This is a genomic window from Arthrobacter sp. UYCu712 (assembly GCF_040547005.1).
Lineage (GTDB): Bacteria > Actinomycetota > Actinomycetes > Actinomycetales > Micrococcaceae > Arthrobacter.
The window spans coordinates 60,971-87,207 of the sequence record NZ_JBEPOZ010000001.1; the positions used below are offsets into that span (position 1 = coordinate 60,971).

Genomic DNA, 26,237 nt, shown 5'->3' on the forward strand with positions numbered 1-26,237 from the left:
CATGCCTAGGGACAGTTCCGGATGGAAGTCCGTGGATCCCGGCGTGCGGTCCGACTATTAAGGCTTCGCCTCGGCCGCTTCGAGAGATCTTCAGAGCTCAAGCGTCGGGTCGCAGCGACAAGAGAGCGGCTGCCAACGGCCGCTCCGGATAAAACGGAGAACACGAGAGTGCCTACGATTAACCAGCTGGTCCGCAAGGGCCGCACGCCTAAGGTCAAGAAGACCAAGGCCCCCGCGCTTAACGGCAGCCCGATGCGCCGCGGTGTTTGCACCCGCGTGTACACGACGACCCCGAAGAAGCCGAACTCGGCTCTCCGTAAGGTTGCACGCGTGCGCCTCAACGGTGGCGTTGAAGTCACCGCTTACATCCCCGGTGTAGGCCACAACCTGCAGGAGCACTCCATTGTGCTCGTACGTGGCGGCCGCGTTAAGGACCTTCCGGGTGTCCGCTACAAGATCGTCCGTGGTGCCCTCGATACCCAGGGTGTCAAGAACCGTAAGCAGGCTCGTAGCCGCTACGGCGCAAAGATGGAGAAGAAGTAATATGCCTCGCAAGGGTCCGGCCCCCAAGCGGCCGCTAGTTCTAGATCCCGTTTACGGCTCCCCGCTGGTCACCCAGCTGATCAACAAGGTGCTGGTTGACGGCAAGAAGTCCACCGCAGAGCGCATCGTTTACGGTGCCCTCGAAGGTGCTCGTGCCAAGTCCGGCGGCGACCCGGTTGCAGCCCTCAAGAAGGCCATGGAGAACGTCAAGCCTTCCCTCGAGGTCCGCTCCCGCCGCGTCGGTGGCGCAACCTACCAGGTTCCGGTTGAGGTCAAGCCGGGCCGCTCCACAGCACTGGCCCTTCGCTGGCTGGTCGGCTACTCCAAGGCCCGTCGCGAGAAGACCATGACTGAGCGCCTCCAGAACGAGATCCTGGATGCCTCCAACGGTCTCGGTGCCGCTGTGAAGCGTCGCGAAGACACCCACAAGATGGCCGAGTCCAACAAGGCCTTCGCACACTACCGCTGGTAATACTTCCCGGACGCCGCCGGCTCGACAGAGTCGGCGGCGAACGTGCAGTCCATCCGAAAGGGAGACACCGTGGCACAGGACGTGCTTACCGACCTTAGCAAGGTCCGCAACATCGGCATCATGGCCCACATCGATGCCGGCAAGACCACTACTACTGAGCGCATCCTGTTCTACACGGGTGTGAACCACAAGATCGGCGAAACGCACGACGGCGCTTCGACGACTGACTGGATGGAACAGGAAAAGGAACGCGGCATCACCATCACGTCTGCCGCCGTGACCTGCTTCTGGGAAAACAACCAGATCAACATCATCGACACCCCCGGCCACGTGGACTTCACGGTTGAGGTTGAGCGCTCCCTGCGCGTCCTCGACGGTGCAGTTGCCGTGTTCGACGGCAAGGAAGGCGTGGAGCCGCAGTCTGAGACTGTCTGGCGCCAGGCTGACAAGTACAACGTCCCGCGCATCTGCTTCGTCAACAAGATGGACAAGCTCGGCGCTGACTTCTACTTCACCGTCGACACCATCGTCGGCCGCCTCGGTGCCAAGCCGCTCGTCATGCAGCTGCCGATCGGCGCCGAGAACGACTTCATCGGCGTCGTCGACCTCCTGTACATGCGTGCACTGGTCTGGCCCGGCGACTCCAAGGGTGACGTCACCATGGGTGCCAAGTACGAGGTCCAGGAGATCCCGGCTGACCTCAAGGAAAAGGCCGAGGAGTACCGCGCAACGCTCGTCGAGACCGTTGCCGAGGCTTCTGAAGAGCTCATGGAGAAGTACCTCGAAGGTGAAGAAATCTCCACCGACGAGCTCAAGGCCGGCATCCGCAAGATGACGATCAACTCCGAGCTGTACCCGGTCTTCTGTGGCTCTGCCTTCAAGAACCGCGGTGTCCAGCCGATGCTTGACGCCGTCGTCGACTACCTGCCGAACCCGCTCGATGTCCCGCCGATGATCGGTCACGATCCCCGCGACGAAGAGAAGGAACTGACGCGCAAGCCGTCTTCCGAAGAGCCGTTCTCGGCTCTGGCGTTCAAGATTGCCACCCACCCGTTCTTCGGCCAGCTCACCTTCATCCGCGTGTACTCCGGTCACGTCGAAGCCGGCTCCCAGGTGGTCAACTCCACCAAGGGCAAGAAGGAGCGCATCGGCAAGCTGTTCCAGATGCACGCCAACAAGGAAATGCCGGTTGACGGCGCTACCGCTGGCCACATCTACGCAGCGATCGGGCTGAAGGACACCACCACCGGTGACACCCTCTGCGACCCCAGCAACCAGATCGTCCTCGAGTCCATGAGCTTCCCGGAGCCCGTGATTTCTGTTGCGATCGAGCCGAACACCAAGGGTGACCAGGAGAAGCTCTCCACGGCCATCCAGAAGCTCTCCGCTGAGGACCCGACCTTCCAGGTCTCCCTCAACGAGGACACCGGCCAGACCATCATCGCCGGCATGGGCGAGCTCCACCTGGACATCCTGGTGGACCGCATGCGCCGCGAATTCAAGGTCGAGGCCAACGTGGGCAAGCCCCAGGTTGCGTACCGCGAAACCATCAAGCGTGCTGTGGAGCGTCACGACTACACGCACAAGAAGCAGACCGGCGGTTCGGGCCAGTTCGCAAAGATCCAGATTGCGATCGAGCCGCTGGACACGTCCGATGGCGAGATGTACGAGTTCTCGAACAAGGTCACCGGTGGCCGCATTCCGCGCGAGTACATCCCGTCGGTGGACGCCGGTATCCAGGATGCACTGAACGACGGCGTCCTGGCCGGTTACCCGGTTGTCGGCATCAAGGCCACGCTGATTGACGGCGCTTACCACGATGTTGACTCCTCGGAAATGGCGTTCAAGATCGCTGGCCGGATGGCTTTCAAGGAAGCTGCACGCAAGGCGAACCCCATCCTGCTCGAACCGCTGATGGATGTCGAGGTCCGCACCCCTGAGGAATACATGGGTGAAGTTATCGGTGACCTCAACTCCCGCCGTGGCCAGATGCAGTCCATGGAAGATGCCCAGGGCGTCAAGGTCATCCGCGCGCACGTCCCGCTGTCCGGCATGTTCGGCTACATCGGTGACCTGCGCTCGAAGACCCAGGGCCGCGCTGTGTACTCCATGACGTTCCACAGCTACGCCGAGGTCCCGAAGGCATATGCCGACGAGATCATCCAGAAGAACCGCGGCGAGTAGTCTCCACGGCTCTCGCAGCAACAAACTCGGGTGCTTCTCCGACATCGGAGATTCACCCGGTGCAGGTGGCCGGCTCCGGTCAGCCGCTTTTCCGGTCAAGCCGGGACCGGCCATCTGCACCGACAGACTCGAGGCACTAGTATTAGTTCCTGAATCTGCAATTTCATCAATCCAAAGCCCCCCAAGTAGACTTACTGAAGTTTCGTCGCGACAAGCGCGGTCGAAGGGTAAGTCATTTGAAAACGTTCTAGGAGGAACCTGTGGCAAAGGCAAAGTTCGAGCGGACTAAGCCGCACGTTAACATCGGCACCATTGGTCACGTTGACCACGGTAAGACGACGTTGACGGCCGCGATTTCCAAGGTGCTGTACGACAAGTACCCGACACTCAACGAGCAGCGCGACTTCGCGTCCATTGACTCTGCTCCCGAAGAGCGTCAGCGCGGCATTACCATCAACATCTCCCACGTTGAGTACCAGACCGAGAAGCGCCACTACGCACACGTAGACGCTCCGGGTCACGCTGACTACATCAAGAACATGATCACCGGTGCTGCACAGATGGACGGTGCAATCCTCGTGGTTGCCGCCACTGACGGCCCGATGGCTCAGACCCGCGAGCACGTCCTGCTGGCCCGCCAGGTTGGCGTTCCCTACCTGCTGGTTGCACTGAACAAGTCGGACATGGTCGATGACGAAGAGCTCCTCGACCTCGTCGAAATGGAAGTTCGCGAGCTGCTTTCGGCTCAGGGCTTCGATGGCGATGAGGCTCCGGTTGTTCGCGTTTCCGGTCTGAAGGCTCTCGAAGGCGACCCGATCTGGGTCAAGTCCGTCGAGGACCTCATGGAAGCTGTCGACGAGTCCGTTCCGGACCCCGTACGTGACCGTGACAAGCCGTTCCTGATGCCGATCGAAGACGTCTTCACGATCACCGGCCGTGGCACCGTTGTAACGGGCCGCGCCGAGCGTGGAACCCTCGCCATCAACTCCGAGGTCGAGATCGTCGGCATCCGCCCGGTCCAGAAGACCACGGTTACCGGTATCGAGATGTTCCACAAGCAGCTCGACGAAGCATGGGCCGGCGAGAACTGTGGCCTCCTGCTCCGCGGTCTGAAGCGCGACGATGTCGAGCGTGGCCAGGTTGTCGTCAAGCCGGGTTCCATTACCCCGCACACCGACTTCGAGGCTAACGTCTACATCCTCTCCAAGGACGAAGGCGGACGTCACAACCCGTTCTACTCCAACTACCGCCCGCAGTTCTACTTCCGCACCACGGACGTAACCGGCGTTATCACCCTGCCGGAAGGCACGGAAATGGTTATGCCTGGCGACAACACTGAGATGACCGTTGCGCTCATCCAGCCCATCGCCATGGAAGACGGCCTCGGCTTCGCTATCCGCGAAGGCGGACGCACCGTTGGTTCGGGACGCGTTACCAAGATCATCAAGTAGTACTTGCTGATCTGTAGTTAGATCTCCGATCGGCCGGCCGTCTGACGGCCGCCGTGAAGGTTGGAACAGCCCCGCTGCATCAGCAGCGGGGCTGTTCTTTTTTGTCTTCCCCATAGTGGTCGTACTTATTTGTTAAGGTGGCAGGAACAGCGTGCACTACCGAGAGAGGAGTCCGGCATGGAATGGCTAATTTTCCTCCTGCTGGCAGCAGCCATCGTCACGGGGATCTTCTGGGTACGGAAGAACTTCCGCCAGGAGATCGAGCGGGCAAAGCGGATCAACCGCGCCAACAAGAAGCAGTAGACACCCGCTGCCGGCCCGTGCCGGCGCGCTGGTGCGTCAGGCGCGCCGGGCCCTGCTGAGCGCCTGGTACCAGTAGTAGGAGTCCTTCGGCGTGCGCTGGAGGGTGTCGAAATCAACATGCACCAGACCGAAGCGCTGGGAGTACCCGGCCGCCCATTCGAAGTTATCCATCAGGGTCCACACGTAGTAGCCCAGGAGCTCCACGTCCTCGGCGATGCCGCCCGGGGCGGTGGCGTCCAGGGCATGGCCCAGGTGCGCGGCCAGGTAACTGATCCGAGCCTCATCGGCGATGGGGCCGGAGACATGGTCCGGTTCCGGGAAGCTGGCCCCGCTCTCCGTGATGTAGAGAGGCGGGAGGGCTGCACCGTACCGGTCCTTCAGTTCGCGGAGCAGCACCCCGAGGTGGTCCGGTGCCACCGGCCAGCCGAAACCGGTGGTCCCGTATTCCGGGAAGTCGGCCAGATGGAACGGCATCTTCAGCATGGCGTCCGCCGTTCCGGCCGGGCTCTCACCCGAACCGCGCCCGGTGGCGACTTTCACCGGGTAGTAGTAGTTCAGCCCGTAGAAATCGAGCGGCTGGTGGATGTCCCGCAGGTCCGCGTCGGTGATCCTGCCCAGCGAACGGAACCACGGCCGCGCTACCAGGGGCGGTTTGGGGTAGCTGCCCAGGAGGATTGGATCGGCGTAGACACGATTCAGGACAAGGTCGAAGACTTTTGCCAGCAACTGATCGGTCAGGGAGCGGGACGCGGGACGGACCGGGGAATGCAGGTTGGTGACCCCGACGCTGCCGGCGACTCCCACTGCGCGCAGGGCCTGGACGGCCAATCCGTGGCCCAGGAGCTGGTGATGGACCGAGGGCAGCGCGTTGAAAAGCAGGTCATGGCCCGGTGCGTGCAGGCCCAGGGCGTAGCCGTTGAGGGTTACGGAGACAGGCTCGTTGAGTGTCACCCACTGCGCCACCCGGTCGCCGAAGCGCTGGCCGGCCTTGGCGCAGTACTCGGCGAAGTGTTCCGCCGTCGAGCGGGTCAGCCAGCCGCCGCGGTGCTCCAGGGGAAGCGGCGTATCCCAGTGGTACAGCGTGGCCATAGGGGAGATGCCGGCCTCGAGCAACTGGTCGATCAGCCGGTCGTAGAAGTCGAGTCCTTCCTTGTTGAAAGAACCGGTGCCCTCGGGCTGGATCCGCGGCCAGGAGATGGAGAAGCGGTAGGAGTCGATGCCCAGGGCCCGCATCAGTTCGACGTCTTCCGGTGCCCGGTTGTAGTGGTCGCAGGCGACGGCGGGGGAGTGGCCGTCGAGGATGCTGCCGGGCTTCTCGGCAAAGGCGTCCCAGCCCGAGGGGCCGCGGCCGCCTGCCGAAAGCCCGCCTTCGATCTGGAAGGCAGCCGAGGCCACCCCCAGCTGGAAATCGGGGCTCAGGCGCGCGGCGAGGGCCTGAACTGCCACAGAATCCTGCACAGTCATGTCCCTATCATCCATTTGACGGTTGCTGAAGGCAATGAGCCGGGAACGTCGCCGTGCGGCTCCGGCTGCGATCCGGTGGCTGGGAGCGCCCCGTGCGGGCACTGATTCGCTTCTGCCCATTAATTCCGGCATACTAGATGAGTTGTTCAAGCGCTCCTTCGCGTCCCGATCCGGATAATGCCGGGTGTCAGGGTCCAGGTAGGAGACCAAACATAACCCACTCCCCATGGAACTGCGGGCGGGTACGCGTGCTAAGCGCGACACGCCCGACCGCGGGGGTCGGTTACGCCGGCAGGTTGAGGAACCCGGATTCTTCCGGATTCAGCTTGTGCGGCGGGTGGTAGTTACGACTTCAATTGCTTCGGCAGCCACATGCAACGAGTAAGTGAACAGAGCAGCCCCAATCAGGGGAAGCACAGACTGAAAGAGAGTCAGGCGACATGGCGGGACAAAAAATCCGCATCCGGCTGAAGTCATACGACCACGAGGTCATTGACGTTTCAGCACGGAAGATCGTTGAGACGGTCACGCGCGCAGGCGCCACGGTAGTAGGCCCTGTGCCGCTGCCGACGGAGAAGAACATCTACTGCGTCATCCGCTCTCCGCACAAATACAAGGACAGCCGCGAGCACTTTGAAATGCGCACGCACAAGCGTCTTATCGACATCATCGATCCCACGCCCAAGGCTGTTGATTCGCTTATGCGTCTCGACCTGCCGGCCGACGTGAACATCGAAATCAAGCTGTAGGGAGGTGCTGAGAGACTATGACCGCAACCCGTAACGTAAAGGGCCTGCTGGGCACGAAGCTCGGCATGACCCAGGTCTGGGACGAGAACAACAAGCTCATCCCCGTCACTGTGGTCCAGGCAGACTCAAACGTCATCACGCAGCTGCGCAATGCAGAGACTGATGGCTATGTCGCCGTTCAGATCGGCTACGGCCAGATCGATCCCCGCAAGGTCACCAAGCCGCTGGCTGGTCACTTTGAAAAGGCAGGCGTCACGCCTCGCCGCCACGTCGTAGAACTGCGCACTGCAGATGCTGACTCTTACGAGCTGGGCCAGGAGCTTTCTGTTGAGCTCTTCGAAGCCGGCCAGAAGATCGACGTCGTTGGCACCACCAAGGGTAAGGGCTTCGCCGGTGTTATGAAGCGTCACGGCTTCCACGGCGTTGGAGCTTCCCACGGTGCCCACAAGAACCACCGTAAGCCCGGTTCTATCGGTGGCGCATCCACCCCGAGCCGCGTCTTCAAGGGCATGAAAATGGCCGGCCGCATGGGCGCCGTTCGTCACACCACGCTGAACCTCACGGTCCACGCGGTTGACGTCGAGAAGTCGCTGCTCCTGATCAAGGGTGCCGTCCCCGGCGCCCGCGGCCAGGTCGTACTCGTACGCACCGCCGTGAAGGGAGCCTAGTTCAATGACTAGCACTGTCAAGGTTGACCTGCCTGCAGAGATCTTCGACGTACAGACCAACGTGCCGCTGCTGCACCAGGTCGTCGTTGCCCAGCTCGCTGCTGCTCGCCAGGGTACCCACAAGACCAAGACCCGCGCCGAGGTTTCCGGTGCAGGTCGCAAGCCGTTCAAGCAGAAGGGCACCGGCCGCGCCCGTCAGGGTTCAATCCGTGCTCCTCACATGACCGGTGGTGGCGTTGTCCACGGCCCCACGCCGCGTGACTACAGCCAGCGCACCCCCAAGAAGATGATTGCTGCTGCACTGCGCGGCGCTCTCTCTGACCGCGCCCGTAACGGCCGCATCCACGTTGTCGCTGAACTGGTAGCCGGCACCAAGCCGTCCTCCAGCGCCGCACTGGCAACGCTGCGAGGTGTCTCCGAGCGCAAGAACCTGCTCATCGTCATCGAGCGCGCCAACGACGTTGCTGCACTCTCCGTGCGCAACCTCACGGATGTTCACGTTCTGTACGCAGACCAGCTGAACACCTACGACGTTCTCGTTTCCGATGACGTTGTCTTCACCAAGGCTGCCTACGAAGCATTCGTTGCTGGCAAGGCAGTGGCAAAGAACGAGGAGGATGCCAAGTGAGTGCAGCCACCATCAAAGACCCGCGCGACGTCGTGCTTGCACCCGTCGTTTCGGAAAAGAGCTACGGCCTGATCGATGAGGGCAAGTACACCTTCCTGGTGGACCCCCGCTCGAACAAGACCGAGATCAAGCTGGCCGTGGAGAAAATTTTCTCCGTCAAGGTCGACTCGATCAACACCATCAACCGTGCCGGTAAGCGCAAGCGCACCAAATTCGGATGGGGTACCCGCAAGAACACCAAGCGTGCAATTGTGAGCCTCAAAGAAGGCACTATCGACATCTTCGGCGGTCCGCTCTCGTAGCGGAGACCACTTTAACGAGGAAATAAATTATGGGAATCCGTAAATACAAGCCGACTACCCCGGGCCGTCGCGGCTCGAGCGTAGCGGACTTCACTGAAATCACGCGGTCGACGCCGGAAAAGTCGTTGGTTCGTCCCCTCCCGAAAAAGGGTGGCCGAAACAACACCGGTAAGATCACGACCCGTCACAAGGGTGGTGGCCACAAGCGCCAGTACCGTCTGATCGACTTCCGTCGCCACGACAAAGACGGCGTCAACGCCCGCGTTGCCGAAATTGAGTACGATCCGAACCGCACGGCTCGCATCGCCCTCCTGCACTACGTTGATGGCACCAAGCGTTACATCATCGCCCCGAACAAGCTGGCCCAGGGTGACACCGTAGAGGCAGGTGCCGACGCTGACATCAAGCCCGGCAACAACCTGCCGCTGCGCAACATCCCGGTCGGTACCGTAATCCACGCAGTCGAACTGCGTCCGGGTGGCGGCGCCAAGATGGGCCGCTCCGCCGGCGCATCGATCCAGCTCGTTGCAAAGGAAGGCCGTTTCGCCCAGCTGCGTCTGCCTTCCGGCGAAATCCGCAACGTCGACGTGCGCTGCCGCGCAACCGTCGGCGAGGTCGGCAACGCCGAGCAGTCGAACATCAACTGGGGCAAGGCCGGCCGTATGCGGTGGAAGGGCGTTCGCCCGACCGTCCGTGGTGTCGCCATGAACCCGGTCGACCACCCCCACGGTGGTGGCGAGGGTAAGACGTCCGGTGGACGTCACCCCGTCAACCCGAACGGTAAGCGCGAAGGCCGCACCCGCCGTCCCAACAAAGAGAGCGACAAGCTTATTGTTCGTCGCCGTCGTACTGGCAAGAACAAGCGATAGGAGCCTGGACACATGCCACGCAGCCTGAAAAAAGGTCCTTTCGTTGACCAGCACCTCTTTGTGAAGGTAGCCAGGGAAAACGAAAAGGGCACCAAGAACGTTATCAAGACCTGGTCCCGCCGCTCGATGATCGTCCCCGACATGCTCGGCCACACGATCGCCGTACACGACGGACGCAAGCACATCCCCGTGTTTGTCACTGAGTCGATGGTCGGGCACAAGCTCGGCGAATTCGCTCCCACGCGGACATTCCGCGGCCATGTCAAGGACGACCGTAAGGGCAAGCGCCGCTAGGCGCCTGCACTTACGTCAAAGACGAGAGAAGGAAAGCAATGGAAGCCAAGGCAATTGCGCGTTTCATCCGCGTAACGCCTATGAAGGCCCGGCGCGTCGTCAACCTTGTTCGTGGTAAGCAAGCGAATGAGGCTCTGGCAATTCTGAAGTTTGCCCCCCAGGCAGCTTCAGAGCCGGTATTCAAGGTAGTTCAGTCGGCAATCTCCAACGCCCGGGTCCTCGCGGACCGCGACGGCGTGGCGTTTGACGAAGGTGACCTCATCATCAGCGAAGCGTTTGTTGATGAAGGCCCGACCATGAAGCGGTTCCAGCCGCGAGCCCAGGGTCGTGCATTTCAGATCAAGAAGCGCACGAGCCACATCACCGTGGTAGTCGCTACCCCGGAGAAAGAGGAGGCTCGCTAAGTGGGACAGAAAGTTAACCCGCACGGGTTCCGACTCGGCATCACCACCGATCACGTATCGCACTGGTTTGCTGACAGCACCAAGCCCGGCCAGCGGTACAAGGACTTCGTTCGCGAAGACATCCGTATCCGCCAGCTCATGTCCACGGGCATGGAGCGCGCCGGTATCGCCAAGGTCGAAATCGAGCGCACCCGCGACCGCGTCCGTGTGGATATCCACACGGCACGTCCGGGCATCGTCATCGGCCGCCGCGGTGCAGAAGCAGACCGCATCCGCGGCGAGCTCGAGAAGCTCACGGGCAAGCAGGTTCAGCTGAACATCCTCGAGGTCAAGAACCCCGAGATGGAAGCCCAGCTTGTTGCCCAGGGCGTTGCTGAGCAGCTGACTTCCCGCGTGGCTTTCCGCCGTGCGATGAAGAAGGCCATGCAGTCCGCGCAGCGCGCCGGTGCCAAGGGCATCCGGATCGCTTGCTCGGGTCGACTGGGCGGCGCAGAAATGTCCCGCTCGGAGTTCTACCGCGAAGGCCGTGTGCCCCTGCACACCCTCCGCGCGAACATCGACTACGGCTTCTACGAGGCCAAGACCACCTTCGGCCGCATCGGCGTGAAGGTCTGGATCTACAAGGGTGACGTCACCGCCAAGGAACTGGCTCAGCAGGCAGCTGCTGCTCCGTCCCGTGGCCGTGGTGCCAGCGAACGCCCGGGCCGCCCGGGTGGCGCTGACCGTGGTGACCGCCGCCGTCGTACTGACCGTCCGGCAGCCGAAGCAGCTCCTGCTGCAGAGGCTACGGCCGCTGAAGCCGGTGCCGCAGGTTCGGCACAGGCAGTAGAAGGAGGACAGGCTTAAATGCTTATCCCACGTCGAGTCAAGCACCGTAAGCAGCACCACCCGGGTCGTTCCGGCGCTGCTACGGGCGGCACCAAGGTCTCCTTCGGTGAATGGGGTATCCAGGCTCTGAGCCCGGCATACGTCACCAACCGTCAGATCGAGTCTGCTCGTATCGCGATGACCCGCCACATCAAGCGTGGCGGCAAGGTCTGGATCAACATCTATCCGGACCGCCCGCTGACGAAGAAGCCGGCCGAAACCCGCATGGGTTCCGGTAAGGGTTCTCCGGAATGGTGGGTCTCAAACGTCAAGCCGGGCCGGGTCCTCTTCGAGATCTCCGGTGTCGATGAAGAGACTGCCCGCGAGGCACTTCGCTTGGCGATCCACAAGCTCCCGTTGAAGGCACGCATTCTGCGTCGCGAAGGTGGTGAATAGAAATGTCAGTAGGATCCAAGGAACTTGCATCCGCACAGCTGGACGGTTTCGACAACGAGCGACTCGTTGAAGAACTCCGGAAAGCCAAGGAAGAGCTGTTCAACCTGCGTTTCCAGTCCGCCACCGGCCAGCTGGAGAACCACGGTCGGCTGCGCGCGGTAAAGAAGGACATCGCACGCATCTACACCGTTCTCCGTGAGCGCGAGCTGGGCATTCGTGCCGAGGTTGCCGCGCCGGTTGTGGAAGCCAAGGAAGAAAAGAAGTCCAAGAAGGCTGCAACCAAGAAGGCCGACAAGGCTGAAACGGTTGAGACCGAGGAGGATGCCAAGTGAGTGAAAAGGACGAGAACGTGACGGAAACTGTTTCCGGCGCAGCTACGGCTGGCGAGCGCGGTGACCGTAAGACGAAGCGCGGCTATGTGGTCTCGGACAAGATGGAAAAGACCATCGTTGTCCAGGTCGAGGACCGTGTGAAGCACGCCCTCTATGGCAAGGTCCTTCGCCGCAACACGAAGATCAAGGCTCACGACGAAGAGAACAGCGCCGGCATCGGCGACCTCGTTCTCCTCGCCGAGACCCGCCCGCTTTCCGCTACCAAGCGGTGGCGCCTGGTGGAGATCCTCGAGAAGGCCAAGTAACACCAGCAGCTCCCCTGTACAGGGGAGCTGATGAGAAACCCCCGTCCCCCTTGTGGGAGCGGGGGTTTCTGCGTTGCCGGCGCCCACGTAGCGGCGTCACGCGGAGCAGGCTTTGGGGAGGCCTACGACGCCGGCGGGCCGGGATCCCGGGGGAAGTGCAGCGTCAGCCCGGCCGAAAGTGTGCAGTGCGTGACGGCCCCGGCTGTGGTAGTAGCTGATTCTGACTGGCGGCCCAAACGTGCTAAGATTTTGAGTTTGTATGGCGCTATTTCTGCGCCGTCAGTAAACCTCGTAAACAATCGTGCCACGGCATAGTGCCCCCTCGCGCCCCGACCCGTCGGGATCCGCCTGGGAAGCAAATGTTTTTGGCACGGGAGTTTAGGCCTGGCCTGGCAAAATCCAGGCAGGTCAAGAGACACCCCGATCAACCGTTCCGCAAGGCTCATTCCGTAGGAAGATTTTCGGTCTGAGAACCAGCGCGACGCAAGGAGTAAATAGTGATTCAGCAGGAGTCGCGACTCAAGGTCGCCGACAACACGGGTGCTAAGGAAATCCTTACCATTCGCGTTCTCGGTGGATCTGGCCGTCGCTACGCAGGCATTGGTGACGTAATCGTCGCTACCGTCAAGGACGCAATTCCGGGCGGCAACGTAAAGAAGGGCGACGTCGTCAAGGCTGTCATCGTCCGTACCAAGAAGGAACGCCGCCGTGCGGATGGTTCCTATATCAAGTTTGACGAGAACGCAGCTGTGATCCTGAAGGCTGACGGTGACCCCCGCGGTACCCGCATCTTCGGACCGGTTGGTCGTGAACTTCGCGATAAGAAGTTCATGAAGATCGTTTCTCTGGCTCCGGAGGTGCTTTAGTCCATGGCTAAGATCAAAAAGGGTGACCTGGTTCAGGTCATCACTGGCGCCAAGGCTGAGCGCGGCGGCGACAAAGGCAAGCAGGGCAAGGTTCTGCGCGTATTCCCCGAGACCAACCGTTTGCTGGTCGAAGGCATTAACCGCGTAACCAAGCACACCAAGGTCGGTCAGTCGCAGCGCGGCACCAAGACCGGTGGCATCGAAGTCGTCGAGGCTACGATCCACATCTCCAACGTGGCTCTGGTTGACCCGTCCACCAAGAAGCCCACCCGCGTCGGTTTCCGCACCGAGACCGTTGAGCGCGATGGCGTGAAGCGCGAAGTGCGCGTCCGCGTGGCCAAGAGCTCAGGGAAGGACATCTAATGACTGAGACTCTCGAGACTCCGGCAAGCAAGATCGTTCCTCGTCTGAAGACCAAGTACGCGGATTCCATCAAGAGCACGCTCGTTGAGGAATTCAAGTACTCGAACGTCAACCAGGTTCCCCGTCTGGTCAAGGTCGTTGTGAACATGGGTGTTGGAGATGCCGCCAAGGACTCCAAGCTGATCGACGGCGCCGTCCGCGATCTGACCCTGATCACCGGCCAGAAGCCGCAGGTAACCAAGGCCCGCAAGTCGATCGCACAGTTCAAGCTGCGCGAAGGCATGCCGATCGGTGCACACGCGACCCTGCGTGGGGACCGCATGTGGGAATTCCTGGACCGTCTGGTCACGCTGGCTCTGCCGCGTATCCGCGACTTCCGGGGCCTCAGCGGCAAGCAGTTCGACGGCAACGGCAACTACACCTTCGGTCTGACCGAGCAGGTTATGTTCCACGAGATCGACCAGGATTCCATTGACCGCGTACGCGGCATGGACATCACCGTCGTGACCACTGCCAAGACCGACGACGAAGGCCGCGCGCTGCTCAAGGCGCTTGGCTTCCCGTTCAAGACCGAAGATTAATCTAGCTACGTAAAAGGTCCGTCCGCGCTGGTTCCGAATTCTGTTCGGGAAAGCAGCACGGCGGAAACCGTTATGAGGAAGGGCAAGAGCCCACCATGACAATGACAGATCCCGTCGCAGACATGCTTACGCGTCTGCGCAACGCAAACTCGGCGTACCACGATTCCGTGTCTATGCCGTACAGCAAGCTCAAGGCACGCGTTGCCGACATCCTGAAGGCCGAAGGTTACATCGCCTCCTGGAAAGAAGAAGACGCTGAAGTCGGCAAGAAGCTGACCCTCGAGCTCAAGTTCGGTCCGAACCGCGAGCGTTCAATCGCTGGCGTTCGTCGTATTTCCAAGCCGGGACTGCGTGTTTACGCAAAGTCCACCAACCTGCCGCACGTGCTCGGTGGCCTGGGTGTCGCAATCCTGTCCACCTCTTCCGGCCTCTTGACTGACAAGCAGGCCGGCAAGAAGGGCGTGGGCGGCGAAGTCCTCGCTTACGTCTGGTAACGGGAAAGGAAGAGAATAATGTCACGTATTGGACGTCTCCCCATCACCGTTCCTGCCGGCGTTGAGGTCAAGGTTGACGGCTCTGTCGTCAGCGTCAAGGGTTCCAAAGGCGAGCTGAGCCACACTGTGCCCAGCCCGATCGAGGTTTCCCTGGAAGATGGCACCCTGACTGTCGCCCGCCCGAACGACGAGCGCGCCTCACGTTCGCTGCACGGCCTGACCCGCACCCTTATCGCCAACATGATCCAGGGTGTCACCGCAGGCTACGAGAAGAAGCTTGAAATTGTCGGTACTGGTTACCGCGTTCAGGCAAAGGGAACTGACCTGGAGTTCGCTCTTGGCTACAGCCACCCGGTTAACATCACGGCACCGAACGGCATCACCTTTGCAGTAGAGACCCCGACCAAGCTCTCTGTTTCAGGTATCTCCAAGCAGCAGGTCGGCGAGGTTGCTGCCAACATTCGCAAACTGCGGAAGCCGGACCCCTACAAGGGCAAGGGCATCCGCTACGCAGGCGAAGTCATCCGCCGCAAGGTCGGAAAGGCTGGTAAGTAACCATGGCGATCGCAATTAACAAGAAGCGTACGAACAAGAGCAAGTCTGCCCAGCGCAGCCGCCGCCAGCTTCGTATCCGCAAGCGCATCTCCGGCACGGCTGTACGTCCTCGTCTGGTCGTCAACCGTTCCGCACGCCACGTATTCGTCCAGGTTGTCGATGACACCCAGGGCCTGACCGTAGCGAGCGCCTCCACACTGGAAGCCGACCTTCGTGCATTCGATGGTGACAAGACTGCCAAGGCCAAGCGCGTTGGCGAGCTCGTCGCCGAGCGAGCCAAGGCTGCCGGTATCGAAGCGGTTGTCTTCGACCGCGGTGGTAACAAGTACCACGGCCGGATCGCCGCCGTCGCTGACGGCGCACGTGAAGGTGGGCTGTCACTGTGACCGAAAATATCGAAAAGGACAAACAGGTGACTGAAGCTGTAGCTGCTCCGGCAACTGAGACCGCCGCGCCTGCTACCACTGACGGCGCCCGTGGTGGCGCTCGTCGTGGCGAGCGTGGCGACCGCGGCCAGGGCCAGGGCCGTGGCGACCGTGGTGGCCGTGGTGGCCGCGATGGTGGCCGCGAAGCCGAAAAGAGCCAGTTCGTAGAGCGCGTCGTAACCATCAACCGTGTTTCCAAGGTCGTCAAGGGTGGTCGTCGCTTCAGCTTCACCGCCCTCGTCGTCGTCGGTGACGGCAACGGTATGGTCGGCGTCGGCTACGGCAAGGCTAAGGAAGTTCCTGCCGCTATCGCGAAGGGCGTTGAAGAGGCCAAGAAGTCCTTCTTCCGCGTTCCCCGCATCGGCAGCACCATCCCGCACCGCGTTCAGGGTGAGGCCGCCGCAGGCGTCGTAATGCTGCGTCCGGCTTCCGCCGGTACCGGTGTTATCGCCGGTGGTCCGGTCCGCGCAGTACTGGAGTGCGTGGGCATCCACGACATCCTCTCCAAGTCGCTCGGGTCTTCGAACGCCATCAACATCGTTCACGCGACCGTTGACGCGCTGAAGCGCCTCGAAGAGCCGGCAGCAGTGGCAGCACGCCGCGGCCTCCCGCTCGACGAGATCGCCCCGCCGGCAATGGTGAAGGCGCTCCTGAACCAGAAGGCAGGTGTCTGAGTCATGGCTAAGAACGTGCTTGTCTCCGACGCAAAGTTGGAGATCACTCAGATCAAGTCCGCCATTGGCGGCAAGCAGAACCAGCGCGACACCCTGCGGTCCCTCGGCCTTAAGCGGATCGGACACACTGTTGTCCGCACCGCCGACGCCGTGACCGTCGGAATGCTCAACACGGTTCCGCACCTGGTAAAGGTAGAGGAGGCGAAGTAAATGGCAGAGAAGAACACCGCCGAAAAGGCAAAGGGCGCCACTGCTGAGAAGCAGAACGCACTGAAGGTTCACCACCTGCGTCCCGCCCCGGGTGCCAAGACCGCCAAGACCCGTGTTGGTCGTGGTGAAGGTTCCAAGGGTAAGACCGCCGGTCGCGGTACCAAGGGTACGAAGGCCCGCTACCAGATCAAGGCTGGCTTTGCCGGCGGCCAGCTGCCGCTGCACATGCGCCTGCCGAAGCTGCGCGGCTTCAAGAACCCGTTCCGGGTTGAGTACCAGGTTGTAAACCTGGACAAGCTCAACGAGCTGTTCCCGGAAGGTGGCGCTGTCACCGTGGAGAACCTGGTCGAAAAGGGTGCCGTTCGCAAGAACCAGCCCGTCAAGGTGCTGGGCACCGGCGACATCACCGTCAAGGTTGACGTCACCGTCCACAAATTCTCGGCCAGTGCCGCAGAAAAGATTGAAGCAGCAGGCGGAACCACCACCGCCCTCTAACGAGGCGGCGGGGCAACTGCCCGTTGTTGAAACTCCCGGTACCGGGGCCCAGGCCTCCGGTACCGGGAGTTTTTCTTGATTTGAGGGCCCTGCCGATTGTCCGCAGGGCGCCTTCACCCGTTAGACTCGGTTGTTGGGTTTATTTGACCTGGCTCACACGACTTTACTTATTACTCAGGAGGACGCTTGCTTAGCGCATTTGGCCGGGCCTTTCGCACGCCTGATCTGCGACGCAAGTTGTTGTTCACGCTGGGAATCATCACAATCTTCCGCTTGGGTGCCTTCATCCCCTCGCCTGGTGTGAACTACCAGAATGTCCAGCAATGCTTGCAGAACGGTCAGACTTCGGGCGGGATCTATCAGCTCGTCAACCTGTTCAGCGGCGGTGCATTGCTGCAGGTCTCGATCTTCGCGCTCGGGATCATGCCGTACATCACGGCGAGCATCATCGTGCAACTGCTCCGGGTGGTTATCCCCCGGTTCCAGACACTGTATGAGGAAGGCGCTTCCGGGCAGTCGAAGCTGACGCAGTACACGCGTTACCTCACCATCGCCCTTGGCCTCCTGAACGCAACGACGCTCGTGTCGCTGGCCCGGTCCGGCCAGCTGCTGCCGAACTGTCAGTTGCCGATCATCCCGGACGCGAGCATCGTCACCACGATCCTCATTATCATCACGCTCACGGCCGGCACCGGCCTGATCATGTGGATGGGCGAGCTCGTCACCGAAAAGGGTGTCGGCAACGGTATGTCGCTGCTCATCTTCACCTCCATCGCCGCGGGCTTCCCGGGATCGCTCGGCGCGATCTGGAAGGCGCAGGGACCGGGCACGTTCTTTATGGTCCTCGCCATCGGCCTCCTCACCGTGGCCCTCGTGGTCTTCGTGGAGCAGTCCCAGCGCCGGATCCCGGTGCAGTACGCCAAGCGCATGATCGGCCGCCGTACCGTGGGAGGCACCAGCACGTACATCCCCATCAAGGTGAACATGGCCGGCGTCGTTCCCGTCATCTTCGCGTCCTCGATGCTGTACCTGCCGGGCCTGATCTCGCAGTTCAACCAGCCGAAGGCCGGCGAGCCGGTAGCGCCCTGGGTCGAGTGGATCAACAACAACCTGACCCGCGGTGACCACCCGATCTACATGGCGCTCTACTTTGCCATGATTGTGTTCTTCACCTACTTCTATGTTGCGATCACTTTCAACCCTGAAGAAGTTTCTGACAACATGAAGAAGTACGGCGGCTTCATTCCGGGTATCCGTGCCGGGAAGCCGACCGCGGACTACCTGCAGTATGTGCTTTCCCGGATCACCCTGCCAGGTGCCATTTACCTCGGCTTTGTGGCACTGATCCCGCTGATCGCACTGGTCCTGATCAATGCCAACCAGAACTTCCCGTTCGGTGGCACCTCGATCCTGATCATGGTCGGCGTCGGTTTGGAGACCGTCAAGCAGATTGACGCGCAGCTACAGCAGCGTCACTACGAAGGGCTTTTGCGATGACGAGAATGTTGATTATCGGACCTCCCGGGTCCGGCAAGGGAACGCAGGCGGAACGCATTTCGGAACGCCTCGGCGTCGTTGCGATCTCCACGGGCGATATCTTCCGTGCCAACGTCAAGGGTGAGACGCCGCTGGGCGTCGAAGCCAAGAAGTTCATGGACGCCGGCGACTTCGTTCCGGACAGCGTGACGAACAAGATGGTCCGGGACCGCCTCAGCGAGGACGACGTCGAAAACGGCTTCCTGCTCGACGGTTACCCCCGCACCACCGCGCAGGTGGACTACCTCGACGAGATCCTGGCCAATGGTGACCAGAAGCTCGACGTCGTGCTCCAGCTCACGGCCGACGACGAGGAACTCGTCGCCCGCCTCCTGGGCCGCGCCAAGGAGACCGGACGCAGCGATGACAACGAAGCCGTCATCCGCCACCGCCTTGACCTCTACCACGACCAGACGGAAGCCGTGGTGTCCAAGTACGCCGACCGCGGCATCCTGACCCAGGTCGACGGCATCGGCGGCATCGACGAGGTCACCGACCGCGTCATGCAGGCCATCAAAGAGGCACAGTCGGCCTGAACCAGGCCGTAGACGTTTGAGGCCCCTCCCGGACACCGGGAGGGGCCTCAGCCATTTGGCCGCGCACACCCCCGGGAGCGTGGCCCCACGAAAGGAAGCTGCAGATGGCCTTCGGCCAGCCCCGCATCGAATACAAGACCAACACCCAGATGCGCACCATGCATGAGGCCGGCCTCGTGCTTAGCCGCGCCCTCGACGCCGCGGTGGCGGCAGCCGTGCCGGGCAAGACCACCCGGGACCTCGACGCGGTGTTCGCGGCCGTCCTCAAGGAGGCCGGCGCCACGTCCAACTTCCTCGGGTACCACGGTTTCCCGGCGACCATCTGCACCTCGGTGAACGAGGAAGTGGTGCACGGCATCCCGGGCGAACGGGTGCTGCACGACGGGGACATCATCTCGATCGACGGCGGGGCGATCCTGGACAGCTGGCACTCCGACGCGGCCCGGACCGTGATCGTCGGGACTGCCGACCCGGAGGACCAGCGGCTATCCGACGTCACGGAAGCGGCGATGTGGCACGGCATCGCCGCTCTCGCTACCGGCAAGTTCGTCGGGGACATCGGCAGCGCGGTGGACGACTACGTCTCGTCCGTCCCGGGCAAGCCGCTCGGGATCCTCGAGGACTACGTGGGCCACGGGATCGGCTCCGAGATGCACATGGCCCCGGACGTGCCGAATTACCGGACCGGCCACCGCGGCCCGAAAATCCGGCCCGGGCTGTGCCTCGCGATCGAACCCATGCTGGTGCGCGGAAGCATCGACACGGCCGTCCTGGCCGATGACTGGACCGTGGTGACCACAGACGGCAAGCGATCCTGCCAGTGGGAGCACTCCGTGGCGGTCCATGAGAACGGCATCTGGGTCCTCTCGGCGCCCGACGGGGGCGCGGCGAAGCTGGCGCCGCTCGGCGTCGTACCCGTTCCGATTCCCTGACCGCACGCACACGCCGACCCGCCAAATTCCTGGCGACGCACAAAATCCCTGGCGACACCGGAATGCCGGTAGCGCCTGAGATTTTCTGTGTCGGTAGGGTAGCTAGCTCTTGAGCTTGGGCTTTACGTCCTTGGTGTAGATCTCTTCCAGCGTGGCCTTGAGCTCGGTCATGGTGGCCTTGACGTCCCCCTGCTGTGTGAGGACCTTCGCGGCGGCCTTGGCCATCTCCTGGTCCGCCCCCGGCAGGAACACCCGGGCGTTGTCCTGGACGCGGGTGACGGCGAGCTGGTCCATGGCGGTCTTGATCTGCGGCGTTTTGGCCAGCACGGTGGTCATGTCCGCCGACGTGCGGGTTGGCATGTAGCCCGTGGCGGCGGAGAATTCCGCCGTGCTCTCGGGCTCGGTCATGAACTTCAGGAAGGTCGCCGCCGCGAGCTGCACCTCCTTGCTGACGCCGCTGGGGATGCCGAGGCCGGCGCCGCCCGTGGGGCAGACACCGCTTTCCACCTTGGGCCCGCCCGGCAGGAAGCCGACGCCGACGTTGAACTTCGAGGACTTCAGCACGCCCAGCAGCGATCCGGTGGAGGAAATTGTGGAGGACGTGATGCCCGCGGCGAAGTCGTCCGCGGCTTCCTTCGAGGAGACACCGGCCCATTTGTCCTTGTAGATGGAATCCTGTGCCCACTGCAGGGCAGCCACGGACTCCGGTGAGTCGCAGTTGAAGGACCACTCATCGGACCAGCTGCCGCCCCAGCCCCACAGGTTGTTCTGCAGCGTCCAGCCCGCGTACCCGGCCAGGGCCGGGTAGATGTAGGCGTACTGCGCCCCGGAGCTCGCTTTCAGCTTGGGTGCCCACTCGCCGAACTCCTGCCAGGTCTTCGGGGCGCGGTCCGGCAGCCCGGCGGCCTGGAAGTGGTCCTTGTTGTAGTAGAACAGCGGGGTGGAACGGCCGTAGGGCAGCGCCCACTGCTTGTCCGCGTACTTATAGTCCGCGATGAGGGACTTCTGGAAATCGTCCACCTTGATGTCCAACTGCTTGATCAGCCCGTCGAGCGGAATGATGTTGCCGTTGGTGTAATAGCGGAACCACCACACGTCGGAGAGGACCACGAGGCCCGGCAGTGCCGACTTCGCCGCCTGCGACGTCTGGAACTTCTGTGCGATTTCCTCGTAGTTGGCCCCGGCGGTCACGAGGTTGACCTTAATGTCCGGGAACTTCGCCTGGAACTTCTCGATGATGGATTTTTCAACGTCCTGGGATTTGCCGGGGTGGCTGGTCCAGAAATCGATCGAGGCGGCCGGCTTGACACCGCTGAAGTCGATCTCGGCGGCACCCGTTGCCGCCGTGGTGCCACCGGTCGACGGGCCGCCGCAGGCGGCCAGCGCCGCGGCACTCGCCCCGGCGCCGGCCAGTCCCAGGAAGTGTCTGCGGTCAACATGCAATGCCATGGTGGATCCTCTCGGTGGTGCGACTGGTTTGCTGCGATGACTGGATTGCGGTGGGTATTGGGGGCGGAGTCACCCGGTGACGCTGCCTTGCGTCAGGCCGGCCACGATGTAGCGCTGCAGGGCCGCGAACACCAGCAGGATGGGGACGATCACCAGTACGGCACCGGCCATCAGGATGCCCCAGCCGGAGCCGTTGCCTTCCGAGTTCTGCAGCAGCGTCAGGCCCACGGGAAGGGTCATGGTATCCGGCCGGTCGGTGATGATCAGCGGCCAGATGTAGTCGTTCCATTCGCTGACCACAGTGACCAGGGCAACCGTGGCGATGGAGGGTACCGAGACGGGAACCACGATCCGCCAGAGCCGGCGCCAGTGGCCGGCGCCGTCGATCTCGGCTGATTCGAGAATGGAGGCCGGCAAGGTCAGGAAGTGCTGGCGCAGCAGGAAGGTCCCGAACGCGGTGCCCAGGCCGGGGAGGATGATGCCCCAGAGTGTGTTCTTCCCGCCCATCCCGGCGATCAGGATGTAGTTCGGCAGGATCGACACCTGCGGCGGCACCATCAGGGCCACGAGGATCAGCACGAAGATCACGTTCTTGAACGGGAACCTGACAAAAACGAGCGCATAGGCCGTCAGGATGGCCAGGAGCACCTTGATGGTCGCGCCCACTGTCGTGACAATCAGGCTGTTCAGGAAGAACCTCGCGAACGGCACTGTGGTCATGGCGATGTTGTAGTTCTCGAAGTTGAGGCCCTCCGGCATGATCTTCAGATCCATCGTGATGATCTCGCCCGGTTGCTTGAAGGAGCTCAGGACCATCCACAGCAGCGGCAGGAACACCACGAGTGTGGCGAGGATCAGCGGGACGTAGCCGCCGGCGATCGTCTGGACCAGGTTGGCGCGGGAAAACGGCCGGTGGCGCTGCAGCGGGATTTCCGGTCCGCCGCCGGAAAGGGCGGCGGGACCGGCGTTCGCGGCGGGGTCCGGGCTGACGGGTGAAAGCCTGCTCACGAGTAGTGCACCTTCCGTTCGACGAACCGCAATTGCAGCACGGTGATGATGAGCAGGATGGCGAAGAGCACCACGGAAATGGAGGCCGAGTAGCCGGCGCGGTTGAAGGCGCCGAAGGCCTGCAGGTAGGCCTCGTAGATCAGGGTGCTGGTGCCGTTGCCCAGCGGCGTCATGATCCGGATCAGGTCAAAGGCCTGCAGCGAGCTGAGCATCGTGGTGATGAGCAGGAAGAACGTGGTGGGGGAGAGCAGCGGCACCGACATGCTCAGGAAGCGCCGGAAACCGTTGGCGCCGTCCAGGGAGGCGGCTTCCATGACGTCCTGGGGGAGTGACTGCAGGCCGGCGAGGTAGACGACCGCGCAGTACCCGAGGTTCTTCCAGATGTAGACAATGATGACCATGACCAGTGAGAGCTGGGGATCATTGATCCACTGCGGGCTCTGCTGGCCGATGCCGCGCAGCAGCCAGGACAGCACTCCGTAGCCGGGGTCGAAGATGAACAGCCAGACCAGGCCGACGCCGACCCCGCTGAGGACATACGGGGCGAAGACCGCGGAGCGCGCAAAGGTGGTGCCGCGGACCTTGGAGTTCAGCGCGAGGGCCACCAGCAGTCCCAGCAGCATGGAACCGCCCACCGTGACGAGCGTGAAGAGGGCGGTGGTCCCGAGAACCTCGGCGGCATCCGCGCTGGTAAAGAAGGTGACGTAGTTGTCGAAGCCCACCACCGTCGCCGAGGCCGAGCCGAGGGTCCAGTCCAGCGTGGAGTAGTAGATGTTGTTGAAGAGCGGCAGATACGTGAACACCGCAATCAGGACGAGGTTGGGTAACGCCAGGGCCAGGAACACAAAGAAGTCCCGCCGGGTTCTGCCGGACCAGCGGGTACGCGGCGTTTTGGCCGGACTGGCCTCGGCGCGGGCGGCCGGCGGCCGGTCAGTCAGTTGTCGAGTCATTCAGCTCTCTAACGGGGCCTGGCCTGCCGGGGCAGGCGGGTGGGCGGAGGCAACTGCTTCACTTCACCACATGGTTGGTGGGCAGACTCGCGCACAAGACCCCAATAGAGCATTGTTGTTCAAGGCTTCCTTGCCCGTTAACGCTGTGTTGCTTGCAGTATTACATAACGTTTGTTTGCAGGCCCGGGGTTTGGCCCAGCGATTTGAAAAACCCTCGCCGGGCGGGGCGGTACCGGTGGGACGGGGCGCACAATGGAGCCATGACTGCGATTACCGATATTCCGGGCGTGCTGGTGGGGCACGCCACGAAAAACGGAGCCGGCTGGCTGTGCGGAGTGACTGTGGTCCTGCCACCGCCCGGCACTGTCGGCTCGGTCGATGTGCGCGGCGGCGGCCCCGGGACACATGAGACCGACGCGCTGGACCCTACCACCTTGACGTCACGCGTAGACGCCGTGGTGCTTACTGGCGGCAGCGCCTACGGACTGGTTGCCGCCCACGGCGCCCAGCACTGGTGCGAGGAGCACGGACGCGGCTTCCCGGTCACGGGAGGCGTGGTCCCCATTGTGCCGGCCGCAGCGATCTTCGATCTGGGCCGCGGCGGAGACTTCACGGCCCGCCCCGACGCCGCCATGGGATATGCGGCCACCGCGGATGCCGCGGCGCAGGAGGACGGGCACGACGTCGAACGCGGCAACGCAGGCGCCGGCACCGGAGCGGCAATCGGCCGGGGCACTTACAAAGGCGGAGTAGGCACGGCCTCCATCACCCTTGACAACGGCGTGGTTGTAGGGGCGATCGCGGTTGTCAACGCGCTGGGACTGCCCTTCAGCACATCGCCGCCGAGGGTTACAGCCCCACCGGCGCCGGAGCCCCCGCCCCTCAACACCACGCTCGTCGTCGTCGCCACGAACGCGGTCCTGGACAAGGCCGAATGCAAGCGGACGGCGTCGGCGGCGCACGCCGGACTGGCCCGGGCGCTGAACCCCAGCCACACCCTGGCGGACGGGGACACCGTGTTCTGCCTGGCCACCGGCAGCATCGCGCTGGACCGCAGCAGTGAAGCCGCCCGGCAGCTGAGCCTGGTCACGCTGCAGAGTGCGGCAGCCGACGTCGTCCGCCTGGCGATCCTGGACGGCATCTCGAGTGCGGAGGCCGTGAGCACTCCGGCCGGCGATTTTCGTGCATACGGCGACGTTGTGCGCTAGCATTGCTGGATTTAACATTCGGCCTGCGATGGCGTAATGTTGTCTGTTGGTTGTCTGCCCTGTTGTGCCCTTTTAGGGACCGGGAGGCATCAGCCAAACAATCAAAAAACGTCCGCGGTCATGACCGGTGCAATCCGGAGGGCTGCGGCAACAACAGTTAGCGGAGGGTATGGCCAAGAAGGACGGGGTCATTGAGATCGAGGGCGTTGTGACTGAGGCGCTGCCTAACGCGATGTTTCGCGTTGAGCTCACCAATAAGCACGTCGTTCTGGCACACATCTCTGGAAAGATGCGCCAGCACTACATCAGGATTCTCCCTGAGGACCGGGTAGTGGTGGAGCTGAGCCCGTACGACCTGACACGTGGTCGTATCGTCTACCGCTACAAGTAAACACTGGGCGGCCAGAGCAACAGCCGAAGGCCGGTCCAGCTGACCAACTGCAACACGCAAAGGAACGCCATGAAGGTCAAGCCGAGCGTCAAGCAGATCTGCGAAAAGTGCAAAGTGATCCGCCGTAATGGCCGGGTCATGGTGATCTGCGAGAACCCGCGCCACAAGCAGCGCCAGGGCTAATTTCCCTTTCGGGAAACCCCGGGTTGCTAACCCACGCAAGTAAATAAAAGGCAGCACAAGCTGATCTGGGACGTATGGGCCCGGACAGCTAACCCCCGGTCGGAGGCTGGGGCCGCACAACATGTGCGGGTGTACTGCCTACGACCTCCGGTTTATTCAAGGAGCACTGCCTCTATGGCTCGTCTCGCTGGCGTAGACATTCCCCGCGAAAAGCGGTTGGAAATTGCGCTTACTTACATCTACGGCGTGGGCAAGACCCGTGCACACGAAACCCTGGCTGCCACCGGCATCAGCGCGGACGTTCGGGTCAAGGACCTGTCCGACGCCGAGCTCGTCCAGCTGCGTGATTACATTGAAGGCAACTACAAGGTTGAGGGTGACCTTCGCCGCGAAGTAGCAGCAGATATCCGCCGCAAGGTTGAAATCGGCAGCTACGAAGGTATTCGCCATCGCAAGGGCCTGCCAGTGCGCGGACAGCGTACGAAGACGAACGCGCGTACCCGCAAGGGTCCGAAGCGCACCGTCGCAGGCAAGAAGAAGACCCGTTAAGTCCCATTTGCCCCCTAAAATCGCTGGCGCGATTTCAGGGAATCCGGCAAATGAGGGAATAGCGGATCTTTCCCCCAATAACTTTCTGTAGGAGAAAAAATGCCCCCGAAGACTCGTGGCGCGGTTCGCAAGCCGCGTAAGAAGGACAAAAAGAATATCGCGCTGGGCCAGGCGCACATCAAGAGCACCTTTAACAACACCATCGTGTCCATCACGGACCCGAACGGTGCTGTCATCTCCTGGGCTTCGTCCGGTGAGGTTGGCTTCAAGGGCTCACGTAAGTCCACCCCGTTCGCCGCCCAGATGGCCGCCGAAGCCGCCGCAAAGCGTGCACAGGAGCACGGTATGCGCAAGGTTGACGTATTCGTCAAGGGCCCGGGTTCGGGTCGCGAAACGGCCATCCGTTCACTGCAGGCCGCTGGCCTTGAGGTTGGATCCATCCAGGATGTAACCCCCAGCGCCCACAACGGCTGCCGTCCGCCGAAGCGCCGCCGCGTCTAAGGCTTTCCAACGCACCGGTGCTTGCCCGGACCCTTACCGGTCCGGGCAGGCCCAGCCGCGTTAAGTCTCAGACCGATCTTTCCACCACCTGTGTTGCGTC

At 62.3% G+C, this 26,237-nt stretch carries 37 protein-coding genes; 33 read left to right on the forward strand and 4 right to left on the reverse strand.

Annotated elements, in window-relative coordinates:
* Positions 1-168 precede the first annotated feature (168 nt).
* The 5 genes from rpsL to ABIB51_RS00320 all read left to right on the forward strand — a co-directional run bounded on the left by rpsL (position 169) and on the right by ABIB51_RS00320 (position 4,953).
* Positions 169-543: a 30S ribosomal protein S12 gene (rpsL, locus tag ABIB51_RS00300; protein ID WP_011692814.1), complete on the forward strand. Its 375-nt coding sequence runs from the start codon at positions 169-171 to the stop codon at positions 541-543.
* Between the two features lies 1 nt (position 544).
* Entirely contained in the window at positions 545-1,015 is a 471-nt protein-coding gene (rpsG, locus tag ABIB51_RS00305) for a 30S ribosomal protein S7 (RefSeq protein WP_011692813.1), read from the forward strand.
* A gap of 69 nt (positions 1,016-1,084) precedes the next feature.
* Entirely contained in the window at positions 1,085-3,199 is a 2,115-nt protein-coding gene (fusA, locus tag ABIB51_RS00310; protein WP_354184568.1) for an elongation factor G, read from the forward strand.
* A 260-nt stretch (positions 3,200-3,459) separates the two neighbouring features.
* Complete coding sequence (tuf, locus tag ABIB51_RS00315) at positions 3,460-4,650, forward strand: elongation factor Tu (RefSeq protein ID WP_354184569.1); 1,191 nt, start codon at positions 3,460-3,462, stop codon at positions 4,648-4,650.
* A gap of 177 nt (positions 4,651-4,827) precedes the next feature.
* A complete protein-coding gene (locus tag ABIB51_RS00320; protein WP_354184570.1) occupies positions 4,828-4,953 on the forward strand; it encodes a hypothetical protein in 126 nt (41 codons plus the stop codon).
* Between the two features lie 36 nt (positions 4,954-4,989).
* On the opposite strand, the gene ABIB51_RS00325 is transcribed toward ABIB51_RS00320, so the two are convergent.
* Positions 4,990-6,417 carry a GH1 family beta-glucosidase gene (locus tag ABIB51_RS00325; protein ID WP_354184571.1) on the reverse strand — a complete coding sequence of 476 codons (1,428 nt, stop codon included), beginning with the start codon at positions 6,415-6,417 and terminating at the stop codon, positions 4,990-4,992.
* Between the two features lie 440 nt (positions 6,418-6,857).
* On the opposite strand from ABIB51_RS00325, the gene rpsJ reads away from it, so the two are divergent.
* From rpsJ to map, 23 genes are all read left to right on the forward strand, one after another.
* Positions 6,858-7,166, forward strand: coding sequence for a 30S ribosomal protein S10 (gene rpsJ / locus ABIB51_RS00330; RefSeq protein ID WP_038464699.1), 309 nt, complete (start codon positions 6,858-6,860; stop codon positions 7,164-7,166).
* A gap of 17 nt (positions 7,167-7,183) precedes the next feature.
* Entirely contained in the window at positions 7,184-7,834 is a 651-nt protein-coding gene (gene rplC, locus ABIB51_RS00335; RefSeq protein ID WP_003803812.1) for a 50S ribosomal protein L3, read from the forward strand.
* 4 nt (positions 7,835-7,838) lie between these two features.
* Complete coding sequence (gene rplD, locus ABIB51_RS00340; protein WP_354184572.1) at positions 7,839-8,462, forward strand: 50S ribosomal protein L4; 624 nt, start codon at positions 7,839-7,841, stop codon at positions 8,460-8,462.
* A complete protein-coding gene (gene rplW / locus ABIB51_RS00345) occupies positions 8,459-8,764 on the forward strand; it encodes a 50S ribosomal protein L23 (RefSeq protein WP_024366132.1) in 306 nt (101 codons plus the stop codon). Before rplD ends, rplW begins: the two co-directional genes overlap by 4 nt.
* Positions 8,765-8,793: 29 nt before the next feature.
* On the forward strand, positions 8,794-9,633 hold the full coding sequence (rplB, locus tag ABIB51_RS00350) for a 50S ribosomal protein L2 (RefSeq protein WP_024366131.1): 840 nt from the start codon (positions 8,794-8,796) through the stop codon (positions 9,631-9,633).
* A 12-nt stretch (positions 9,634-9,645) separates the two neighbouring features.
* Entirely contained in the window at positions 9,646-9,927 is a 282-nt protein-coding gene (gene rpsS, locus ABIB51_RS00355) for a 30S ribosomal protein S19 (RefSeq protein WP_018773666.1), read from the forward strand.
* 38 nt (positions 9,928-9,965) lie between these two features.
* Positions 9,966-10,331 carry a 50S ribosomal protein L22 gene (rplV, locus tag ABIB51_RS00360; protein WP_354184573.1) on the forward strand — a complete coding sequence of 122 codons (366 nt, stop codon included), beginning with the start codon at positions 9,966-9,968 and terminating at the stop codon, positions 10,329-10,331.
* Positions 10,332-11,177, forward strand: a complete 846-nt coding sequence (gene rpsC, locus ABIB51_RS00365; RefSeq protein ID WP_354184574.1) for a 30S ribosomal protein S3 — start codon at positions 10,332-10,334, stop codon at positions 11,175-11,177.
* Positions 11,178-11,594 carry a 50S ribosomal protein L16 gene (rplP, locus tag ABIB51_RS00370; protein ID WP_024366129.1) on the forward strand — a complete coding sequence of 139 codons (417 nt, stop codon included), beginning with the start codon at positions 11,178-11,180 and terminating at the stop codon, positions 11,592-11,594.
* A 2-nt stretch (positions 11,595-11,596) separates the two neighbouring features.
* Entirely contained in the window at positions 11,597-11,926 is a 330-nt protein-coding gene (gene rpmC, locus ABIB51_RS00375) for a 50S ribosomal protein L29 (protein WP_069949295.1), read from the forward strand.
* The gene (gene rpsQ / locus ABIB51_RS00380) at positions 11,923-12,231 is read left to right on the forward strand and encodes a 30S ribosomal protein S17 (protein WP_354184575.1); all 309 of its coding nucleotides are present in this window, start codon (positions 11,923-11,925) and stop codon (positions 12,229-12,231) included. Before rpmC ends, rpsQ begins: the two co-directional genes overlap by 4 nt.
* Positions 12,232-12,728: 497 nt before the next feature.
* Positions 12,729-13,097 carry a 50S ribosomal protein L14 gene (gene rplN, locus ABIB51_RS00385; RefSeq protein ID WP_024366126.1) on the forward strand — a complete coding sequence of 123 codons (369 nt, stop codon included), beginning with the start codon at positions 12,729-12,731 and terminating at the stop codon, positions 13,095-13,097.
* A 3-nt stretch (positions 13,098-13,100) separates the two neighbouring features.
* On the forward strand, positions 13,101-13,460 hold the full coding sequence (rplX, locus tag ABIB51_RS00390; RefSeq protein WP_069949294.1) for a 50S ribosomal protein L24: 360 nt from the start codon (positions 13,101-13,103) through the stop codon (positions 13,458-13,460).
* A complete protein-coding gene (rplE, locus tag ABIB51_RS00395; RefSeq protein ID WP_354184576.1) occupies positions 13,460-14,041 on the forward strand; it encodes a 50S ribosomal protein L5 in 582 nt (193 codons plus the stop codon). The genes rplX and rplE overlap by 1 nt, the downstream gene beginning before the upstream one ends.
* A 95-nt stretch (positions 14,042-14,136) precedes the next feature.
* Positions 14,137-14,535 carry a 30S ribosomal protein S8 gene (gene rpsH, locus ABIB51_RS00400; protein WP_056425243.1) on the forward strand — a complete coding sequence of 133 codons (399 nt, stop codon included), beginning with the start codon at positions 14,137-14,139 and terminating at the stop codon, positions 14,533-14,535.
* A gap of 18 nt (positions 14,536-14,553) precedes the next feature.
* Positions 14,554-15,090 carry a 50S ribosomal protein L6 gene (rplF, locus tag ABIB51_RS00405; protein WP_354184577.1) on the forward strand — a complete coding sequence of 179 codons (537 nt, stop codon included), beginning with the start codon at positions 14,554-14,556 and terminating at the stop codon, positions 15,088-15,090.
* Positions 15,091-15,092: 2 nt separating this feature from the next.
* The gene (gene rplR, locus ABIB51_RS00410) at positions 15,093-15,476 is read left to right on the forward strand and encodes a 50S ribosomal protein L18 (protein WP_307460555.1); all 384 of its coding nucleotides are present in this window, start codon (positions 15,093-15,095) and stop codon (positions 15,474-15,476) included.
* Positions 15,477-15,502: 26 nt separating this feature from the next.
* Positions 15,503-16,189 carry a 30S ribosomal protein S5 gene (rpsE, locus tag ABIB51_RS00415; protein ID WP_029704662.1) on the forward strand — a complete coding sequence of 229 codons (687 nt, stop codon included), beginning with the start codon at positions 15,503-15,505 and terminating at the stop codon, positions 16,187-16,189.
* A 3-nt stretch (positions 16,190-16,192) separates the two neighbouring features.
* The gene (gene rpmD / locus ABIB51_RS00420; protein ID WP_018773676.1) at positions 16,193-16,399 is read left to right on the forward strand and encodes a 50S ribosomal protein L30; all 207 of its coding nucleotides are present in this window, start codon (positions 16,193-16,195) and stop codon (positions 16,397-16,399) included.
* On the forward strand, positions 16,400-16,894 hold the full coding sequence (gene rplO / locus ABIB51_RS00425) for a 50S ribosomal protein L15 (protein ID WP_354184578.1): 495 nt from the start codon (positions 16,400-16,402) through the stop codon (positions 16,892-16,894). It abuts the gene before it with no gap.
* A gap of 186 nt (positions 16,895-17,080) precedes the next feature.
* Positions 17,081-18,391, forward strand: coding sequence for a preprotein translocase subunit SecY (gene secY, locus ABIB51_RS00430; RefSeq protein WP_354184579.1), 1,311 nt, complete (start codon positions 17,081-17,083; stop codon positions 18,389-18,391).
* Positions 18,392-18,396: 5 nt separating this feature from the next.
* A complete protein-coding gene (locus ABIB51_RS00435) occupies positions 18,397-18,966 on the forward strand; it encodes an adenylate kinase (RefSeq protein WP_354184580.1) in 570 nt (189 codons plus the stop codon).
* Between the two features lie 104 nt (positions 18,967-19,070).
* Positions 19,071-19,898: a type I methionyl aminopeptidase gene (gene map, locus ABIB51_RS00440; RefSeq protein ID WP_354184581.1), complete on the forward strand. Its 828-nt coding sequence runs from the start codon at positions 19,071-19,073 to the stop codon at positions 19,896-19,898.
* A 102-nt stretch (positions 19,899-20,000) separates the two neighbouring features.
* Here the strand turns inward: map and ABIB51_RS00445 are convergent, their stop codons facing one another.
* From ABIB51_RS00445 to ABIB51_RS00455, 3 genes are all read right to left on the reverse strand, one after another.
* A complete protein-coding gene (locus ABIB51_RS00445) occupies positions 20,001-21,347 on the reverse strand; it encodes an ABC transporter substrate-binding protein (protein ID WP_354184582.1) in 1,347 nt (448 codons plus the stop codon).
* 69 nt (positions 21,348-21,416) lie between these two features.
* Complete coding sequence (locus ABIB51_RS00450; protein WP_354184903.1) at positions 21,417-22,271, reverse strand: carbohydrate ABC transporter permease; 855 nt, start codon at positions 22,269-22,271, stop codon at positions 21,417-21,419.
* A gap of 80 nt (positions 22,272-22,351) precedes the next feature.
* Entirely contained in the window at positions 22,352-23,305 is a 954-nt protein-coding gene (locus ABIB51_RS00455; protein WP_354184583.1) for a carbohydrate ABC transporter permease, read from the reverse strand.
* Positions 23,306-23,565: 260 nt separating this feature from the next.
* On the opposite strand from ABIB51_RS00455, the gene ABIB51_RS00460 reads away from it, so the two are divergent.
* From ABIB51_RS00460 to rpsK, 5 genes are all read left to right on the forward strand, one after another.
* Positions 23,566-24,513 (forward strand): P1 family peptidase, encoded by a 948-nt coding sequence (locus tag ABIB51_RS00460; RefSeq protein ID WP_354184584.1) that lies wholly within the window; start codon positions 23,566-23,568, stop codon positions 24,511-24,513.
* Between the two features lie 169 nt (positions 24,514-24,682).
* Complete coding sequence (infA, locus tag ABIB51_RS00465; RefSeq protein WP_011775571.1) at positions 24,683-24,904, forward strand: translation initiation factor IF-1; 222 nt, start codon at positions 24,683-24,685, stop codon at positions 24,902-24,904.
* Positions 24,905-24,973: 69 nt separating this feature from the next.
* Positions 24,974-25,087, forward strand: a complete 114-nt coding sequence (gene rpmJ / locus ABIB51_RS00470; RefSeq protein ID WP_009358722.1) for a 50S ribosomal protein L36 — start codon at positions 24,974-24,976, stop codon at positions 25,085-25,087.
* A gap of 174 nt (positions 25,088-25,261) precedes the next feature.
* A complete protein-coding gene (gene rpsM / locus ABIB51_RS00475; RefSeq protein ID WP_024366110.1) occupies positions 25,262-25,636 on the forward strand; it encodes a 30S ribosomal protein S13 in 375 nt (124 codons plus the stop codon).
* Between the two features lie 99 nt (positions 25,637-25,735).
* The gene (gene rpsK / locus ABIB51_RS00480) at positions 25,736-26,137 is read left to right on the forward strand and encodes a 30S ribosomal protein S11 (RefSeq protein ID WP_018773682.1); all 402 of its coding nucleotides are present in this window, start codon (positions 25,736-25,738) and stop codon (positions 26,135-26,137) included.
* Positions 26,138-26,237: the final 100 nt, after the last annotated feature.

Coding starts and splice junctions, on each gene's coding strand:
- rpsG (WP_011692813.1), top strand. CDS start 545: ATGCCTCGCAAGGGTCCGGCCCCCAAGCGGCCGCTAGTTCTAGATCCC.
- ABIB51_RS00320 (WP_354184570.1), top strand. CDS start 4,828: ATGGAATGGCTAATTTTCCTCCTGCTGGCAGCAGCCATCGTCACGGGG.
- ABIB51_RS00325 (WP_354184571.1), bottom strand. CDS start 6,417: ATGACTGTGCAGGATTCTGTGGCAGTTCAGGCCCTCGCCGCGCGCCTG.
- rpsJ (WP_038464699.1), top strand. CDS start 6,858: ATGGCGGGACAAAAAATCCGCATCCGGCTGAAGTCATACGACCACGAG.
- rplC (WP_003803812.1), top strand. CDS start 7,184: ATGACCGCAACCCGTAACGTAAAGGGCCTGCTGGGCACGAAGCTCGGC.
- rplD (WP_354184572.1), top strand. CDS start 7,839: ATGACTAGCACTGTCAAGGTTGACCTGCCTGCAGAGATCTTCGACGTA.
- rplB (WP_024366131.1), top strand. CDS start 8,794: ATGGGAATCCGTAAATACAAGCCGACTACCCCGGGCCGTCGCGGCTCG.
- rpsS (WP_018773666.1), top strand. CDS start 9,646: ATGCCACGCAGCCTGAAAAAAGGTCCTTTCGTTGACCAGCACCTCTTT.
- rplV (WP_354184573.1), top strand. CDS start 9,966: ATGGAAGCCAAGGCAATTGCGCGTTTCATCCGCGTAACGCCTATGAAG.
- rplP (WP_024366129.1), top strand. CDS start 11,178: ATGCTTATCCCACGTCGAGTCAAGCACCGTAAGCAGCACCACCCGGGT.
- rpmC (WP_069949295.1), top strand. CDS start 11,597: ATGTCAGTAGGATCCAAGGAACTTGCATCCGCACAGCTGGACGGTTTC.
- rplX (WP_069949294.1), top strand. CDS start 13,101: ATGGCTAAGATCAAAAAGGGTGACCTGGTTCAGGTCATCACTGGCGCC.
- rplE (WP_354184576.1), top strand. CDS start 13,460: ATGACTGAGACTCTCGAGACTCCGGCAAGCAAGATCGTTCCTCGTCTG.
- rpsH (WP_056425243.1), top strand. CDS start 14,137: ATGACAATGACAGATCCCGTCGCAGACATGCTTACGCGTCTGCGCAAC.
- rplF (WP_354184577.1), top strand. CDS start 14,554: ATGTCACGTATTGGACGTCTCCCCATCACCGTTCCTGCCGGCGTTGAG.
- rplR (WP_307460555.1), top strand. CDS start 15,093: ATGGCGATCGCAATTAACAAGAAGCGTACGAACAAGAGCAAGTCTGCC.
- rpmD (WP_018773676.1), top strand. CDS start 16,193: ATGGCTAAGAACGTGCTTGTCTCCGACGCAAAGTTGGAGATCACTCAG.
- rplO (WP_354184578.1), top strand. CDS start 16,400: ATGGCAGAGAAGAACACCGCCGAAAAGGCAAAGGGCGCCACTGCTGAG.
- ABIB51_RS00435 (WP_354184580.1), top strand. CDS start 18,397: ATGTTGATTATCGGACCTCCCGGGTCCGGCAAGGGAACGCAGGCGGAA.
- map (WP_354184581.1), top strand. CDS start 19,071: ATGGCCTTCGGCCAGCCCCGCATCGAATACAAGACCAACACCCAGATG.
- ABIB51_RS00445 (WP_354184582.1), bottom strand. CDS start 21,347: ATGGCATTGCATGTTGACCGCAGACACTTCCTGGGACTGGCCGGCGCC.
- ABIB51_RS00455 (WP_354184583.1), bottom strand. CDS start 23,305: ATGACTCGACAACTGACTGACCGGCCGCCGGCCGCCCGCGCCGAGGCC.
- ABIB51_RS00460 (WP_354184584.1), top strand. CDS start 23,566: ATGACTGCGATTACCGATATTCCGGGCGTGCTGGTGGGGCACGCCACG.
- infA (WP_011775571.1), top strand. CDS start 24,683: ATGGCCAAGAAGGACGGGGTCATTGAGATCGAGGGCGTTGTGACTGAG.
- rpmJ (WP_009358722.1), top strand. CDS start 24,974: ATGAAGGTCAAGCCGAGCGTCAAGCAGATCTGCGAAAAGTGCAAAGTG.
- rpsM (WP_024366110.1), top strand. CDS start 25,262: ATGGCTCGTCTCGCTGGCGTAGACATTCCCCGCGAAAAGCGGTTGGAA.
- rpsK (WP_018773682.1), top strand. CDS start 25,736: ATGCCCCCGAAGACTCGTGGCGCGGTTCGCAAGCCGCGTAAGAAGGAC.